We start from the raw sequence: 15948 nt of genomic DNA on the forward strand, positions 1-15948 counted from the left end.
CCAGTTTATTACGAAGTATTTGTATTCAATATGGATATAGAAATTTATGGTGCCAGAGAGCACAACCTCAAAAATATAGATGTTACCATTCCCAGACACGCTCTGACTGTAATCACAGGTATGAGTGGGAGTGGCAAATCATCATTGGCATTCGACACACTTTATACAGAAGGTCAAAGAAGATATATTGACACATTCGGCACTTACGCCAGAGGCTTCCTGGGAGGTGGCATGGAGCGTCCCGATGTTGAAGAGATTACAGGACTTGGTCCGGTAGTTTCGATAGAACAAAAGACGACCAACCGCAACCCACGTTCAACAGTCGGCACTGTAACAGACGTCTATGATTTTTTCAGACTTCTCTTTGCTCGAGCAGGGACTGCCTACTCCTGGGCAAGCGGAGAAGCCATGATTAAATACACCGAAGAGCAAATTGTCGATTTGTGTTTGGAACACTACATTGGAAAAAAGGTCTTGATTTTGTCTCCCATCGTCAGGGATAGAAAAGGTCACTATAAAGAATTATTCGAAAGACTTCGCAAAAAAGGTTATCTAACTGTCCGCATCGATGGCGAACTTAGAGAGATAAAGTTAGGGATGAAGTTGGATCGCTACAAACAACACTCCATTGAAGTACAAATAGATAAACTAAAGATAAGAGGAGAAGAGGACAAGGAGAGATTGTCTTCCACCATAACTCTTGCACTCAAAGAGGGTGATGGTCTTTTGATGGTATTGGATGTCGATACCAATCAGATTAGATACTACAGCCGATCACTCATGTGCCCAACTTCAGGGATAGCCTACAAAGATCCGGCTCCCCACAATTTCTCTTTCAATTCCCCACAAGGATGGTGCCCGAGATGCAAAGGGTTAGGAGAGGTAGTTGTAGCAGACAGATCAAAACTTATCAATCCCGAACTCTCAATTATCGATGGTGGTATTACATTGATTGGCAAGTCTAAGAAATCATTTATCCTTTACCTAATGGGCCAACTTTGCGAAAAGTATAATACAACCTTGCAGACCCCTATGAAAGATCTTCCCGCTGAGATGATTGACGAGATCTTGAATGGTACTGAAGAATATCACGAGCTCTCCGGCAATCCAACCTCTCCATTGGAAGAATTACCGGGACTTGTCAAACTAATAGAGGATAAGCTGGCCAACGGTTCGACATCAGCGAAGATGAAAAGGACTTTGCAAGACTATCTTCATACCGAGCCTTGCCCTCACTGCCACGGCATGAGGTTAAATAGAGAAGCTCTTCAGTTTCGTTTGGCAGGCAAAAATATCGGACAAATCAATCACCTCTCTATCGATGAACTGGTAGAATGGATTGATGGATTGGACAAAGAATTGGATAGCAGACAAATAAAGATAGCTTCTGAAATCATCAAAGAGATCAAAGGCAGGCTGGTTTTCCTTCAAGATGTCGGATTAGGTTATTTGTCTCTCGACAGAGCCTCTGCAACATTGTCGGGGGGAGAAAGCCAACGAATACGACTTGCCACACAAATCGGGACTCAACTGGTAGAAGTGGTCTATATACTCGATGAACCAAGTATCGGTTTGCACCAAAGAGACAACGACAAGTTGATTCACTCTCTCGAAAAACTTCGAGACATAGGCAATACAGTCATAGTTGTAGAACACGATAGAGAAATGATGGAGCATGCCGATCATTTGATTGATATGGGTCCGGGTGCAGGAAGGAAAGGAGGGCATGTGGTATTTGAAGGTTCACCAAAAGATATTGCCAAATCCAATGGTCTCACCGCAGATTACTTATCAGGGAAGAGAAACATTGATGTTCCCAAAACAAGAAGAAAAGGGAATGGTAAGGAGCTTATACTTTTGGGTGCAGAAGGTAACAACCTAAAAAAGATAGACGTACACTTCCCTTTGGGCACATTCATTTGTGTTACAGGTGTTTCCGGAAGTGGCAAAAGCACACTTATAAACGACACCCTCTACCCTATTTTAAGTCAAAATTTGTACAATTCTATCCAAAACCCACTAAAATACAGTGAACTCAAAGGGATTGAATTTGTGGATAAAGTGATTGCTGTAGACCAGTCTCCCATTGGGAAAACGCCAAGGAGCAACCCGGCAACCTATTCGGGAGTATTCACAGACATCAGAACTCTCTTTGAAGCAACACCGGAGAGCCGGGCAAGGGGATACAAAATAGGACGTTTCTCTTTTAATGTAGCGGGAGGACGATGTGAAGAGTGCAAAGGAAACGGGTACAAAACAATCGAAATGAATTTCCTACCCGACGTGCTGGCTCCATGCCAAAGCTGTGGAGGCAAGAGGTACAACAGGGAAACACTGGAAATCAGATATAAAGGGAAATCGATAGCAGATGTATTGGATATGACCATCAATATGGCTATCGATTTCTTCGATCAGGTTCCACACATCAAAAGAAAACTCAAAGCAATGCAGGATGTAGGGCTGGGATATATCAAACTGGGTCAGCCATCAGCAACCTTATCAGGAGGAGAAAGTCAAAGGATGAAACTTGCATCCGAACTCAGCAAAAAAGATACGGGCAAAACAATGTATATTCTGGATGAGCCAACAACAGGTCTTCACTTCGAAGACATCAGAGTATTGCTGCAAAGCCTTCAGTTGCTGGTAGACAGAGGCAACACAGTCATCGTAATCGAGCACAATTTGGATGTCATAAAATGTGCTGACTACATCATAGACATAGGACCGGAAGGTGGAAGGAACGGAGGAACATTGGTGTTTGAAGGTACTCCGGAAGAACTGTGCAATGTCGAAACCTCTCAAACAGCTCCATATGTAAAAGAAGAATTACACAGATCTTATAATGGTTATCAATCGTAAAATTATAAAAATCTCATTCAACACAATGAAACCTTTTTGTATAATTCGATAGACAATAACAAAATAATTCATAAACTTGCAAAAGGTTTACGGGCAAACCGTACGAAACAACGGAAATTACACATAAGTGTACTACTATTTTAGAAACGCAAAAGCGTTACATTCATATACATAAGTACTATTAACATGGACCAAACTATAAACGAAGGAAGACTATCCAACAAAGTTTGTCCCGAAGGGATGAGCGTGGAGGAATGGCAAGCTAGACTTCGAAGAGAAAGTGCCATTGAAACAAACTTTAAGATCGACCATTTGGACAATAACAGAATATGGGGGGACTATCTTGTAAGTAGCAACACAGGTAAATACAAAGTCGCATTCAGAGGGGTAAGAAGTGACAAAAACTATTGTTCATGTCTTAATTTTAGAACTAATGGGTTAGGTACTTGCAAACATATTGAAGCCGTCTCACACTACCTTTCTCAAAATGTAGAGGGATACCCATGGGCAAAAATGGAGTACAAAGCGCCATATACATCCATATATGTAAGCTACAAAGGTGGTAGAAGTATCAAAATGAGAATTGGCGAGCTGCAACGTAACGAGTTTGTAAAATTGAGAGACACTTACTTTGATGGTGAGTACACTCTACCCATTGACAGATACAAAGATCTCAATGAGATTTGCAGAAAAGCTACTGCCATTGACGATACATTTAGATGTTATGAAGATGTATTCGAACTGGCCAAAGAGGTACTCGATCAGCAAGATTGGGAAGCACAAGTAGAAGAAAACTTCCCTCAGCATAGGATTACAACACCATATACTTCACAACTACCGGCGTATATACAGTCTAAAGTATATGATTATTGCAAGATTGGATATGGCCTGATTGTCAATATCACAGATACCATCATCACGCACGAGATTATGGCACTCGCAGAAGCCATTTGCTTTTTGGAGCAATCTCGACAACCTTTGGGCATTATCTTGGTAGACAGTGTCACAAGAATGAATTATTGGAGGGCTGTACTTGACCAGGCCGGTCTTGGCAACCTTCCCATACAAGTTGTTATCGACCATCAATTTGCCAAACAGGTCAGCAATACAAGCCCAACTTGTACCTTTGTATATGTGGATAAAGCAGACAGCCTGAAAGAATGGCGAAATCCGGTGTCAGCAGCACTTAAGAGGCTGAAGATGGAACATCTTTTTATGAGGATCACCAATATTTCACAACTTACACCGGTACAGCTTTCTTCCATTTTACAACATATCAGCCCATATGTATTGGGCCCATTTTATAAGTTTATTCATAAATACAGACCGATCTTCCCACTTCGTAATGACGGAAAGAATCTTCCGGAGATTCTTAAGCCATTTGTCTTTTATCATGACAAAGATGATGTTACGAAGATCACAAAAGAACTTGTTTTGATGAAGCCCGAAACACTTACTCCGGGTATAGAAGTCAACAACAAGGCGGTGAGCGACTTTATTGCAGCTCTTGAGCATGTACTTAGCGATGAGAGCGCACGAGAGAAGTTGCTTGAGTTGATCAAGCGATTAATTTAAATTATTAATGACCAAACAAATATTTCCTTCCTATTTAGATAAATTAAGCGATGTACAGCGTGAGGCTGTCGAATATTGTTCGGGTCCCGCATTGGTAGTGGCCGGTGCAGGATCCGGAAAGACCAGGGTCCTTGTTGCTAAGATGATGCACCTTATAAAGTTAGGTTACCAACCTTGGACCATTATGGCCCTGACCTTCACCAACAAAGCAGCAAGGGAGATGAAGTCCCGTATTGCTTCTGAATTGGATGGAGTTAAGTTCAGAGATTTGCGCGTTGGTACTTTCCACTCTGTCTTTCTTCGGATTATAAGAAGATTTTCAGATAAGCTTGGTTTTAATCGTGACTTTACTATCTACGATACATCGGAGCAAAAATCTTTGATCAAAAAGATCATTAAAGATCTATCGTTAGACGATAAGAAGTATACACCTAAGATTTGTTTAAGCAACATTTCTAATGCAAAAAACAGACTCGTCTCGGTAGAAGATTACCGCAATAGCGACACTCTGAAAAAAGCTGACAAACGCAATAGACTCGAAAGCCTTGTAGATGTCTACACAGCCTATCAGCAGAGATTATTCGAATCCAATGCTCTCGATTTTGATGACATTCTTTATTACAGCAATATACTTTTAAGAGACTTTGAAGATGTCAGACAGACGCTTCGAAATGAGGTTAAATATCTCCTCATTGACGAGTATCAGGATACCAACTTTTCACAGTATGTACTGATCCAACAACTGATGGGTCCCCAAGGATTGGTTTTTGCTGTTGGTGATGATGCACAAAGTATTTATGGATTTAGAGGAGCGAACTTGGACAATATTCTAAAGTTCGAAGAGGCTTATCCCAGTACCAAGATATTTAAGTTGGAGGAGAATTATCGAAGCACAAAAAACATTGTCAATGTTGCAAATAGACTTATCCAAAATAACATTAGACAAATAAAAAAAGAGGTCTTCTCATCACGAGATAAGGGGGAAAAGGTATTCGTAAAAGAATGCTTCAGTGAGATCAAAGAGGCAGAATATCTTGCACAACAGGTAAGTGAAGCTCACAGTCGCAAGCATTATTCGTATAGAGATATAGCTATCCTCTACCGAACAAATGCCCAATCTCGCTTGCTGGAGCAAGAACTTCGCAAACGAGCTATACCATTTAAGATACAGGGAGGTATGTCATTCTTTGCCATCAAAGAGATCAAAGATGTCATGGCATACCTCAAACTTATCAACAATCCTAATGATAGCGAAGCTATTATGAGGACTATCAACCAACCCAAAAGAGGTATTGGCTCTACATCACAAGAAAGGATTATGCTCTTAGCTCGAGAGAGAGGATATGCATTGAGTGATATCATTGCTGACGAGAAACTGCTTTCACAAGCCGGACTCAACAAAGGTGCAACGAAAAATGTACTTCAATACAACGAATTGCTCGAAGCTCTTCGAACCCTCGACCAAAATGATCTCAAATCAATTGTAACAAAGACAATCAAACTGACAGGTCTATATGATTTCTATTGCCAAGGGAATGATACAGAATCCATCTCTCAAAAGGAAAATATCAATGAACTGATCAACGGGATTACACAATACGAAATCAACCAACACGAAAATGGAGAAGATGCCGGGCTATCTGATTTCCTTACAGATATGTCTCTCGTTACCGATCAAGATGCTGAAGATGACAAAGATCAAGACTATGTCTCACTCATGACGGTCCATGCTGCCAAAGGACTGGAATATCCGATGGTTATGATTGCCGGTCTCGAAGAAGAGCTATTCCCTTCGGCATACAGCAAATCAGAGAAAGATTTGGAAGAAGAACGAAGGCTTTTTTATGTAGCCATCACCAGAGCCAAAGAGGAATGCATCATTACTCATGCCACATCCAGATACCAGGCGGGTTACAGGACATCATCAGTCGAAAGCAGATTTCTAAAAGAGATTGAAGGAGATGGATGCGAAAGAGAAAAAGGATATATATCGGATTTCTCCAACGATCCTGACGTCGAACGATTCCAAAGAAAGAATCATGAATCTTTTGATCGCCCCTCATGGCAATTACAAGAGGCTCGAAATTATGACAGAGCTCCAAAGTATCAAGATCGGTATGAAGCCACTGCAACAAAAAAGAATTGCCGCAGACTTCGTAAGATCGACAAAACATTAGACAATCCCATTTATGACAATGTAGACTATGGTGTCTATCCCGGTAACAGAGTCAAACACCCAAAGTTTGGATTCGGTACTGTTATAATAGTAGAGGGAGAAGGGGCCAACAAATCAGCGACGGTGGAATTTGAAACAATAGGAACAAAAAAACTTCTCTTGCGATTTGCCAAATTACTTCGTCTGGACTAAGAATCTGTTTATTCAAAATCATCTTGGAGAAAAAGCTTAGCGCATTATTGTAACATAGTTCTCAATTAGGTTACAATCTCTACCTTCCAATTTATTCCAATCACTTGACTTATGATGACAACAAAACCACTGGCTGAAAGGATGAGGCCAAAAACACTCGATGAGTATGTAGGACAAAAGCATCTTGTGGGACCGGGAGCACCACTTCGAATCATGATAGAGCAAAAGCGCATTCCTTCGATGATTCTTTGGGGACCTCCCGGAGTTGGCAAAACGACCCTTGCGGAGATTATTGCCAAGACAGTCGATTCGCCTTTTTATACACTGTCTGCAATCAATTCCGGTGTCAAGGATGTTAGGCAAGTGATTGATGAAATACAAGAGAGTCAAAACAGCCTTTTTGCATCCAAGGGAAGGGCTATTCTATTTATTGATGAGATACACCGTTTTAGCAAAAGTCAACAAGACTCTTTGCTTGCCGCAGTAGAAAGAGGACTTCTAAGCTTGATAGGAGCAACTACTGAGAATCCGAGCTTTGAGGTCATACGCCCCTTGCTTTCGAGATGTCAAGTATATGTATTACAATCTCTTAGCGAAACAGATATCAAAGATCTTGCCAATCGTGCTATTTTGACTGACCCAAATCTGATTTCAAAAAAGACTCAAATTAAGGAAGAAGAGGCATTGATACGATATGCTGCAGGAGATGCACGAAAACTACTGAATATATTAGATCTACTTTATTCTTCAGAAACATCAGATCAATTAGTCATAGACAATGAGAAGGTTCTCTCAAGGATTCAAGAAAATCCTACTGCATTCGACAAAGGCGGAGAACTTCATTACGATATTGCCTCTGCATTTATCAAAAGTATAAGAGGAAGCGATCCGGATGCTGCCATTTATTGGCTCGCAAGACTTATCGAAGGGGGAGAAGATCCTAAGTTTATCGCAAGAAGACTTACTATATCGGCGGCAGAAGATATAGGTCTTGCCAATCCCAACGCTTTGCTTATTGCCAATGCCGCGGCTGAAGCAGTAGAAAGGATCGGATGGCCAGAGGGACGCATACCTCTTGCAGAAGCGACTATCTACCTTGCGACTTCTGACAAAAGTAACTCAGCGTACAATGCAATAAATGAGGCTATTGCTTTCGTCAAGCAAACAGGCAACCTACCAATCCCTCTTCATCTGAGGAATGCACCAACCGAACTAATGGGACAATTGGGATATGGCAAGGAATACAAATATGCACACGACTATCCAAACCATTATGTGCCACAACAATATCTGCCCGACAATGCTGTAAACACAGTATTCTGGCATCCACAAACGCACTCCCCACACGAAGCAAAAATCACAACATTACACAACAACAGAAAGAAGACAGATTAAAAACAATCCGAGTTTATCATATTGTTATCAAATACAATAATTCTTACTTTTGTAAAAATCAATCTTCCAATGGTCAAAAAATCTTACCCTCCACAGATGCGGCGTACTCACTCGATGAACTTAACATTCAATGATAAAGAATGGGAAGCAATAAAGACATATCTTGCTCATTACAAGATAGACAATCGTGGCAGATGGTTTAGAGAGACCATTATGAGGGAGGTAATCAAAAGACTTGAGATGGACCAGCCATTGCTCTTCGATGAAGAAGAGATGTGGTAACCCTATTCATTTTACGTGATTTACAAGCTGATCGAAGTTCTAAAAGTAAAATGAAATTCTATGATTACATCTGAAGACACACGATTTATGGATATTGCTTTGGCAGAAGCTCGCCAAGCCTATTCAGAAGGAGAAGTTCCTATTGGAGCCGTCATTGTTTGCAATGGACAGGTCATAGCCAAAGGTCACAATCAGGTAGAATCCTTGACAGATATCACGGCACATGCAGAGATGCTAACCATTACCTCAGCTTCCAACTTTCTCAACGCCAAGATTTTATCCAGATGTACAATCTATGTCACAATAGAGCCTTGTGCCATGTGTGCCACCGCAATTGGCAATGCTCAAATCGGGCGACTTGTCTATGGCGCCTCTGAGGAGAAATACGGCTATCGAAGATGGGCTCCAGAAGTCTTGCACAAATCATGCAAAGTTGTACAAGGAATAAGAGCTGATGAGGCAAAGCAGCTCATGGTATCCTTTTTCAAAGAGCGTAGAAAATGACAAACACATTCTTTCTACAAATGTGTTCACTTTAGTTTATTTATACTTACTTTTGTGGAGTAGCCCCTTTAGATGCGCTACAATAGAAACAGCTTGATCTGTATTGGCACTACTCTTCTTTCAACCAATCTCAAGATCAAATTCTTGATTTAGGCAGGCCGATACGATAAAAGCTATTGTATGAACTGATTGTATTTAAATTCATTCAATGACAGAACGCTTATACATTTTAGAGGAGGTCGACCCCTCCATATTCATTGGTCATAACAAAGCAAACCTGGTCTTACTAAGCAACCTTTTTCCAAAACTTAGATTGGTAGCCCATTCCAATGTATTAAAGGTATTGGGCGAACAAGAGGAGACAGAGTCCTTTTTGGCTGTCGTGAGCAAACTTGAAGCGTTTTGTGCAAAGTACAATCGTCTGAATGAAGAGGATATTATACGAGTTGTACACGGAGAGCAAGAGCCCAAAGCTCCACAACACTTGATTCTCTACGGAGTCAATGGTAAGCCTATCATTGCAAAAAGTAACAATCAAAAAAGGTTGGTGGATGCTTTTGTCAAAGATGACCTTCTTTTTGCCATTGGCCCCGCAGGTTCCGGCAAGACTTTTATTGCAATCAGTTTGGCAGTCAAAGCGCTAAAGACGAAGCAGGTACGGCGAATTATCTTATCAAGACCGGCAGTAGAAGCAGGAGAGAAACTCGGTTTTCTTCCGGGAGAGATGAAGGATAAACTGGATCCTTATCTACAACCCCTTTATGATGCTCTGGGAGAAATGATACCGGGAGCTAAATTGAGAGAGTACATTGAGAATGGGACCATTCAAATAGCCCCTCTTGCATATATGCGAGGAAGGACGTTGTCCGATGCTGTTGTTATTTTGGATGAAGCTCAGAATACAACAATTCATCAGATGAAAATGTTCCTTACAAGACTTGGTCTGGGTGCAAAGATGATTATCACCGGAGACACCACGCAGATTGACCTTCCAAGAGGCGTCTCATCCGGACTCATCAGAGCCCTTAAAATCCTTGATGGGACAGATGGAATAAGTATGATTCACCTCACTAAGGCAGACATTGTAAGGCATCCTTTGGTTGAACGTATCGTAGAGGCTTATGAAGGATATAAAGAAGAAGAAACATATCGAACAACAAACAAAATAAAGTAACAATGAACGAAGCATTAGTAAAATCAGATTTTCACTTCAATGGCCAGACTGAAGTGTTTCATGGCAAAGTAAGAGATGTATATTTCTTTGGCGACAAGATTGCAATGTTGGCAACAGATAGAATTTCTGCTTTCGATGTCGTATTGCCAAAAGGTATACCATTCAAAGGACAAGTACTTAACCAAATTGCAGCATACTTCCTTGACTCAACCAAAGATATTGTACCCAACTGGAAAATTTCCACCCCGGATCCAATGGTAACTATAGGACACCGTTGCGAACCATTCAAAGTAGAAATGGTAATCAGAGGGTATATCACCGGTTCAGCTTGGAGAGCTTACAAAGAAGGAGCAAGAGAGCTTTGCGGCATCAAATTGCCGGATGGACTGAGAGAGAATCAAAAGTTTGACAGTCCAATCATCACACCTACAACAAAAGCTGATGAGGGTCACGACGAGAACATCTCAAAAGAAGAGATTATCGCACAAGGTCTTGTTTCTAAAGAAGACTACGAACAGATCGAAAAATACACTTACGCTCTATTCGAAAGAGGTCAAAAGATGGCTGCTGAGAGAGGCCTGATACTGGTAGACACCAAATACGAATTTGGTAAAAAAGATGGCAAGATCTATCTGATTGACGAGATACATACCCCGGACTCAAGTAGATACTTCTATGCTGAAGGATACCAAGACAGATTCGAAAAGGGAGAAGCTCAGAAACAGCTATCCAAGGAATTTGTAAGACAGTGGCTTATCGAAAATGGCTTCCAAGGAAAGGCCGGACAGAAAGTACCCGAAATGACTCCCGAATACTGCATGTCTGTTGCCGATAGATATATCGAACTTTATGAACATATCACCGGAAAGAAGTTTGTAAAGGAAGATACCCAGAACTTGGAACAAAGAATACGCAAAAACATTGAAGCTGCTCTTTGATTGTCGTAAAACAGATCAGTTATCTATAAGATTTATCGGAAGGCTGTGTCAAAGCAAATTGGCACAGCCTTTTCTATTTTGGGCATAACGCAAGAAATCCATCATTGCAAAAGCAATCCTTTTTTAGTATCTTAGAGGCTGATATAGAATTAATAACCATGGAGATAACCATATTACTTACCATACTTCTGATAATTATTTCGCTTGGTAGATTATTCTTCCAGGAGGGTAAGATATGTCCCATTGGCTGGAAGCTAACCTCTCTGCACAATTGTCTTTCTCATAGGACTGAGAAGCTCATAATGAGAAAGCTTTATTTGTTAAATATTGTTACCTTTAGCTTTACTCAAAAAGCTGCTCAAACAACACTGATTCAACTCAAAAATCTCAAATTCGAGGGTTAGGGTCACCTGACCTTCTTGACGACTTTGCCCGTTTTTATAGTACGAAACAGGCTTTTTTATGCGCTATTTTAACAAATAAGCTCGCGCAAGGAGCAATCTGTTCTCGCGCGACTTTCGATCCGTTGTCGCGCGACCTTGACATGCGAAGTCGCGCTACTTCAAGTGCAACCTCGCGCGAGTTTACCTTCAAGGTAGCGCGAGAATGGATTGCAAGTCGCGCGAGCTTCCAAAAAAGGCGGCCTGAAAGCTATTTTTAAGTGGATTAACTGTAAAATAAAAACGGCCTTTATATAATTTAACATTTGGCGGAATCTATAAATTCTCTTTCCGTCTCTTTTTGTGGGAAAAATAGCCACTTTTAAGGTCAAAAAAGGGCTGATTTTAGGCTGAAATAAGCCTTATTATATTTACACAATTTAACCGAAACGCCATCGATATAAGTATAAACACATAATCATATTTCAGGTTAGAAACAGTTACTTGGTAAAATAATGATGTGTAAAAGAGGTCATTTTATCGTACAACAATAGTTTATAGTATTATAAAGACTAACTATCTTTGCGTAGCTTACCAAGGAGATAAAAGGATAATTAATTAAGGATTCTGCATCAAGATTCAGATTTTCTCCCCAAATTTGCAACCTCATAAGCCGTTTGGAACAAATGGTATATGAATAACATGTATATTTAACTGATGGCAAACCCATACAACAATACAGAGAATAAAGGAGAGCAGGTCGAAAGGATGTTTGACCATATAGCTGCAGACTACGATCGAATGAACCGAATTATCTCAATGGGATTGGACAAAAGATGGAGAAGCAATGCCATTCACCTTCTTAAACCATACGATCCCAAGATGATACTTGATGTAGCCATTGGTACCGGAGATTTCGCTATCAATATGGCTCAAGATCTCAGAGAATCGGTGGATGAGATTGTTGGAATTGATATATCCGAACAGATGATGCAGTATGCAAAATCTAAAATGAGTGACGAGCTAAAAGAGATCATTCATCTGCGTAAAGAGGATGCCACACAAATGACATTTGAGGATAATACCTTTGATGCAGTCACGACCGCTTTTGGACTTAGAAACTTTGAGGATATCCGCAAAGGGCTCAAGGAGATGTATCGGGTTCTGAAGCCCAACGCTCCACTTGTAGTGTTGGAGCTGACCGAGCCAAGGAATTTCTTCATAAAATGCGGATATAAGCTATGGGCTTTTTATATCTTACCTCTTCTTGGACGAATCATTTCTTCAGACAAAAAGGCTTATGAGTACTTGCCCAAGTCCATACATGATGTTCCACAACGAGAAAAATTATTAGAGATAATGAACGAAGTTGGCTTTAAAAACACATTCTTCCAAAGCCAACGATTAGGTGTTGCAACTATTTACCTAGGACTAAAATGATTAAATTCGGATTAATTGGAAACCCGGTAGAACATTCTGCTTCAGCAGACTATTTCAACAAAAAGTTTGAGCAACAAGGGAGTGAGGACCGCTATGAACTTTTCCAACTGAGTAAGATTGAAGAGCTCGAGCAACTACTTGACGAGCAACCTCATCTCATTGGACTAAATGTAACAAGTCCATTTAAGGTTAAAGTAATTAATTATCTTGACACTTTGGATGAAGAAGCGGAATACATTGGAGCTGTCAATACCATTAAAATTGTAAATGAGGACGGCATAAAAACATTGAAAGGTTACAATACAGATGTGATTGGTTTTGCCGAAAGCATCCGACCTTATACAAAAGGAAAATCCAGGGCTCTTGTCTTGGGTACAGGGGGAGCTGCCATGGCTGTTGTTAGAGCATTTGACAAGCTCTATATTGAGACCACCCTGGTTAGCCGAAATCCACAAAAAGAGGATATTCTCAGCTATGAAGACTTGCATAACAAAGATCTTGCATTTTACGACTTTATTGTAAATGCCACACCTGTCGGAATGGACAAAGACAAAGAAGAATGTCCTCAAATTGATTATAGTCAAATCAACTCATCTCATATTTGCTACGATTTGATTTACAATCCCGAGAAAACCCTTTTCTTGGAAAAAGCCGAAAAGCAAGGAGCAAAGATTTTGAATGGAATAGAAATGCTTTACAAACAAGCGGAAGAGGCGTATCTTTGTTGGACTAAATAGTATTTATGTTCAAGAGGTCCAAAATATTGAGATATTTATTAGTGAGCATGCTCATCCTCACAGGGATATCGGCATGCTCTACTACTAAAAATCTGCCGGAGGGAGAATACCTTCTAAAAAAGACCCAAATCGTCTCCTCGGACAAGAAGGTCAAGCTGCCTTCCGACATGTCTGATTACCTCAACCTTAAAGCCAACAACAAAATGTTTGGCATTATTCCGGTCAAACTTTATGTCTACAACTGGTCTAACTCCAAAAGCAACAGTTGGTGGAATAGTGTTTGCAAAAAATTGGGAGAGATGCCCTCAATTCTCAATAAAGCCCTTATCAAAGAAGATGCCGAACGACTGACAGAGGTAATGTATTCTGAAGGTTATCTTCAAGCGCACACGACCTATAAAATTGATACCATTTCTTCAAAAAAAGCTTGCCTCATCTATACTATATACCCGGGGAAGAGATACAAGATCAATACATACAACAAGATTATTGATGATCCTCACATAGCAGCTATTATCGAAGAGGATAGTATCAAAACAAATCGAAAAAATGACTTGATACGCCAGGGTAGATATTTGATACCCAATCACCTCGAGGAGGAACGCAAACGGATTGTCGACCTTCTTGGCGAGAACGGCTACTTCGCATATGATCCAAACAATGTTTTCTTTGAAATTGACACAACGAAGCTGGCTTCTGCAGCAGATGTCAGACTGCGCATATTAGACAATAATGCTCCAATATATAGGATTGGCAATATTACATTTACATGCTTCAATGACGATTATCAAGGGCAAAGCGTCTCGGCTGATTCCATAGAATATGATGGAAATAAGTTTGTGTTTTTCGACAAAAAACTTCCATTAAGGACCTCCGTATTCGAACAAAACACCTTTTTAAAAAGTGGACAACTGTATAGAAGCAAAAACTTATCCAAGACCTATGCATCCCTCAACACCTTGCAAGCTCTCAAATACTCCAACATTAGATTGATCCCAAGGGAATCCTCACCAATGGATTCTACCAAATATTTGGATGTCAATATTCTGACACAAATGGGCAAATCAAAACAATTTACCGCCGAACTTATAGGCCTCAACTCTGCCGGAGATTTTGGTGTAGCCTCAAGTATTGGATTTACTCATCGAAATATATTCAAAGGATCGGAAACCTTTAGCATAAAAGGGAAAATAGGATACGAAGCCATCAGTCAAATCAAAAACAATTTTTTGGAATACGGCTTAGACGGGTCATTGAGATTTCCACGGATACTGGTTCCCTTTATATCCAAAAAGCAAAAGGAAAATATGAAAGTCAATAGCGAACTCAATGTAAGCTACAACTTTCAGAAAAGGCCGGAATTTAAGCGAGTATTATTGTCCGGGAAATGGAGCTACCTGTGGAACAGCTATGGCAAATATATGTACAGACATCAATTCAAACTATTGGATGTAGACTTTTTGCACTTGCCATTTATCGATCCTCAATTTCATGCATCACTGCCCCCTTCAGCCGAATTGTATAATTATACCAATCAATTTATTGTAGGATCGGGATATACCTTCACTCTGTCGAAAAAAGCAGACAAGCTCTTTGCTTCCAGCGACTTTTCTTTACGAATAAATGTGCAGCTTGCAGGGAATATGCTGAATATGATATCAAGACTTAGCCATGCAAAAAAGGACGAGCACGGAGCATACAGTTTGTTCAAAATCAACTATGCACAGTTTGCTAAAGCAGACTTTGATTTTGCAAAATCATTTAAGACCTCCTCAAAAAGTGCCTTGGCTCTTCACTTGGCTTTTGGTATTGCATACCCATACGGCAACGCCAAACACATTCCTTTTGAATTGAGATATTTTGGGGGTGGAGCAAATACAGTACGAGGATGGAAAACCAGAGAACTTGGTCCCGGGAGTATGCCCAAGGAGGCAGCTCTATCAATCTTCAACCAAGCCGGCGACATTCAATTGTTTGGCAATATAGAATACAGGTTTAAACCCTTCTGGAGGTTTCAACTTGCCACATACATAGATGCGGGTAACATTTGGACGATCAAAGACTATGCGTCACAACCATCGGGACAATTTAGGATCAACCAATTTTACAAAGAGATAGCTCTGTCTTATGGGATTGGATTCAGATTGGACTTCGACTATTTCTTGATCCGCTTTGACACGGGATTTAAAGCTTATGATCCACAGGAGCATAGAGGCCACAGATGGGTCATCAAACACCCTAACTTAGGAAGTCATTTTGCTTGGCACTTTTCTGTCGGATATCCATTCTAAGTTAT

The 15948-nt window shown here is 40.5% G+C and carries 12 protein-coding genes; all 12 read left to right on the forward strand.

Annotated features, from left to right (window positions below):
- The first annotated feature begins 30 nt into the window (after positions 1–30).
- Positions 31–2859, forward strand: coding sequence for an excinuclease ABC subunit UvrA (gene uvrA, locus ACFO3G_RS09715; protein WP_380080361.1), 2829 nt, complete (start codon positions 31–33; stop codon positions 2857–2859).
- 186 nt (positions 2860–3045) lie between these two features.
- Positions 3046–4434, forward strand: a complete 1389-nt coding sequence (locus ACFO3G_RS09720; RefSeq protein WP_380080364.1) for an SWIM zinc finger family protein — start codon at positions 3046–3048, stop codon at positions 4432–4434.
- A 7-nt stretch (positions 4435–4441) separates the two neighbouring features.
- The gene (locus ACFO3G_RS09725) at positions 4442–6802 is read left to right on the forward strand and encodes an ATP-dependent helicase (RefSeq protein WP_380080367.1); all 2361 of its coding nucleotides are present in this window, start codon (positions 4442–4444) and stop codon (positions 6800–6802) included.
- Between the two features lie 111 nt (positions 6803–6913).
- Entirely contained in the window at positions 6914–8197 is a 1284-nt protein-coding gene (locus ACFO3G_RS09730; protein ID WP_380080369.1) for a replication-associated recombination protein A, read from the forward strand.
- A gap of 69 nt (positions 8198–8266) precedes the next feature.
- Positions 8267–8479: a hypothetical protein gene (locus tag ACFO3G_RS09735; RefSeq protein WP_380080372.1), complete on the forward strand. Its 213-nt coding sequence runs from the start codon at positions 8267–8269 to the stop codon at positions 8477–8479.
- A 60-nt stretch (positions 8480–8539) separates the two neighbouring features.
- A complete protein-coding gene (locus tag ACFO3G_RS09740; protein WP_380080374.1) occupies positions 8540–8983 on the forward strand; it encodes a nucleoside deaminase in 444 nt (147 codons plus the stop codon).
- Positions 8984–9191: 208 nt separating this feature from the next.
- Positions 9192–10157 carry a PhoH family protein gene (locus ACFO3G_RS09745; protein ID WP_380080376.1) on the forward strand — a complete coding sequence of 322 codons (966 nt, stop codon included), beginning with the start codon at positions 9192–9194 and terminating at the stop codon, positions 10155–10157.
- A gap of 2 nt (positions 10158–10159) precedes the next feature.
- Positions 10160–11095, forward strand: coding sequence for a phosphoribosylaminoimidazolesuccinocarboxamide synthase (locus ACFO3G_RS09750; RefSeq protein WP_380080379.1), 936 nt, complete (start codon positions 10160–10162; stop codon positions 11093–11095).
- Between the two features lie 158 nt (positions 11096–11253).
- Positions 11254–11499 (forward strand): hypothetical protein, encoded by a 246-nt coding sequence (locus tag ACFO3G_RS09755; RefSeq protein WP_380080381.1) that lies wholly within the window; start codon positions 11254–11256, stop codon positions 11497–11499.
- A 693-nt stretch (positions 11500–12192) separates the two neighbouring features.
- Positions 12193–12915 carry a bifunctional demethylmenaquinone methyltransferase/2-methoxy-6-polyprenyl-1,4-benzoquinol methylase UbiE gene (gene ubiE, locus ACFO3G_RS09760; protein WP_380080383.1) on the forward strand — a complete coding sequence of 241 codons (723 nt, stop codon included), beginning with the start codon at positions 12193–12195 and terminating at the stop codon, positions 12913–12915.
- Positions 12912–13652 carry a shikimate dehydrogenase family protein gene (locus tag ACFO3G_RS09765; protein ID WP_380080385.1) on the forward strand — a complete coding sequence of 247 codons (741 nt, stop codon included), beginning with the start codon at positions 12912–12914 and terminating at the stop codon, positions 13650–13652. Before ubiE ends, ACFO3G_RS09765 begins: the two co-directional genes overlap by 4 nt.
- A 47-nt stretch (positions 13653–13699) precedes the next feature.
- Positions 13700–15943, forward strand: coding sequence for a translocation and assembly module lipoprotein TamL (gene tamL / locus ACFO3G_RS09770; protein ID WP_380080467.1), 2244 nt, complete (start codon positions 13700–13702; stop codon positions 15941–15943).
- Positions 15944–15948 lie beyond the last annotated feature (5 nt).

The sequence above is a fragment of the Falsiporphyromonas endometrii genome (assembly GCF_042654485.1).
Lineage (GTDB): Bacteria > Bacteroidota > Bacteroidia > Bacteroidales > Porphyromonadaceae > Porphyromonas > Porphyromonas endometrii.

What these genes read in the sequence shown, in the direction of transcription:
- uvrA (WP_380080361.1), top strand. Translation starts at nt 31, where the DNA reads ATGGATATAGAAATTTATGGTGCCAGAGAGCACAACCTCAAAAATATA.
- ACFO3G_RS09720 (WP_380080364.1), top strand. Translation starts at nt 3,046, where the DNA reads ATGGACCAAACTATAAACGAAGGAAGACTATCCAACAAAGTTTGTCCC.
- ACFO3G_RS09725 (WP_380080367.1), top strand. Translation starts at nt 4,442, where the DNA reads ATGACCAAACAAATATTTCCTTCCTATTTAGATAAATTAAGCGATGTA.
- ACFO3G_RS09730 (WP_380080369.1), top strand. Translation starts at nt 6,914, where the DNA reads ATGATGACAACAAAACCACTGGCTGAAAGGATGAGGCCAAAAACACTC.
- ACFO3G_RS09735 (WP_380080372.1), top strand. Translation starts at nt 8,267, where the DNA reads ATGGTCAAAAAATCTTACCCTCCACAGATGCGGCGTACTCACTCGATG.
- ACFO3G_RS09740 (WP_380080374.1), top strand. Translation starts at nt 8,540, where the DNA reads ATGATTACATCTGAAGACACACGATTTATGGATATTGCTTTGGCAGAA.
- ACFO3G_RS09745 (WP_380080376.1), top strand. Translation starts at nt 9,192, where the DNA reads ATGACAGAACGCTTATACATTTTAGAGGAGGTCGACCCCTCCATATTC.
- ACFO3G_RS09750 (WP_380080379.1), top strand. Translation starts at nt 10,160, where the DNA reads ATGAACGAAGCATTAGTAAAATCAGATTTTCACTTCAATGGCCAGACT.
- ACFO3G_RS09755 (WP_380080381.1), top strand. Translation starts at nt 11,254, where the DNA reads ATGGAGATAACCATATTACTTACCATACTTCTGATAATTATTTCGCTT.
- ubiE (WP_380080383.1), top strand. Translation starts at nt 12,193, where the DNA reads ATGGCAAACCCATACAACAATACAGAGAATAAAGGAGAGCAGGTCGAA.
- ACFO3G_RS09765 (WP_380080385.1), top strand. Translation starts at nt 12,912, where the DNA reads ATGATTAAATTCGGATTAATTGGAAACCCGGTAGAACATTCTGCTTCA.
- tamL (WP_380080467.1), top strand. Translation starts at nt 13,700, where the DNA reads ATGCTCATCCTCACAGGGATATCGGCATGCTCTACTACTAAAAATCTG.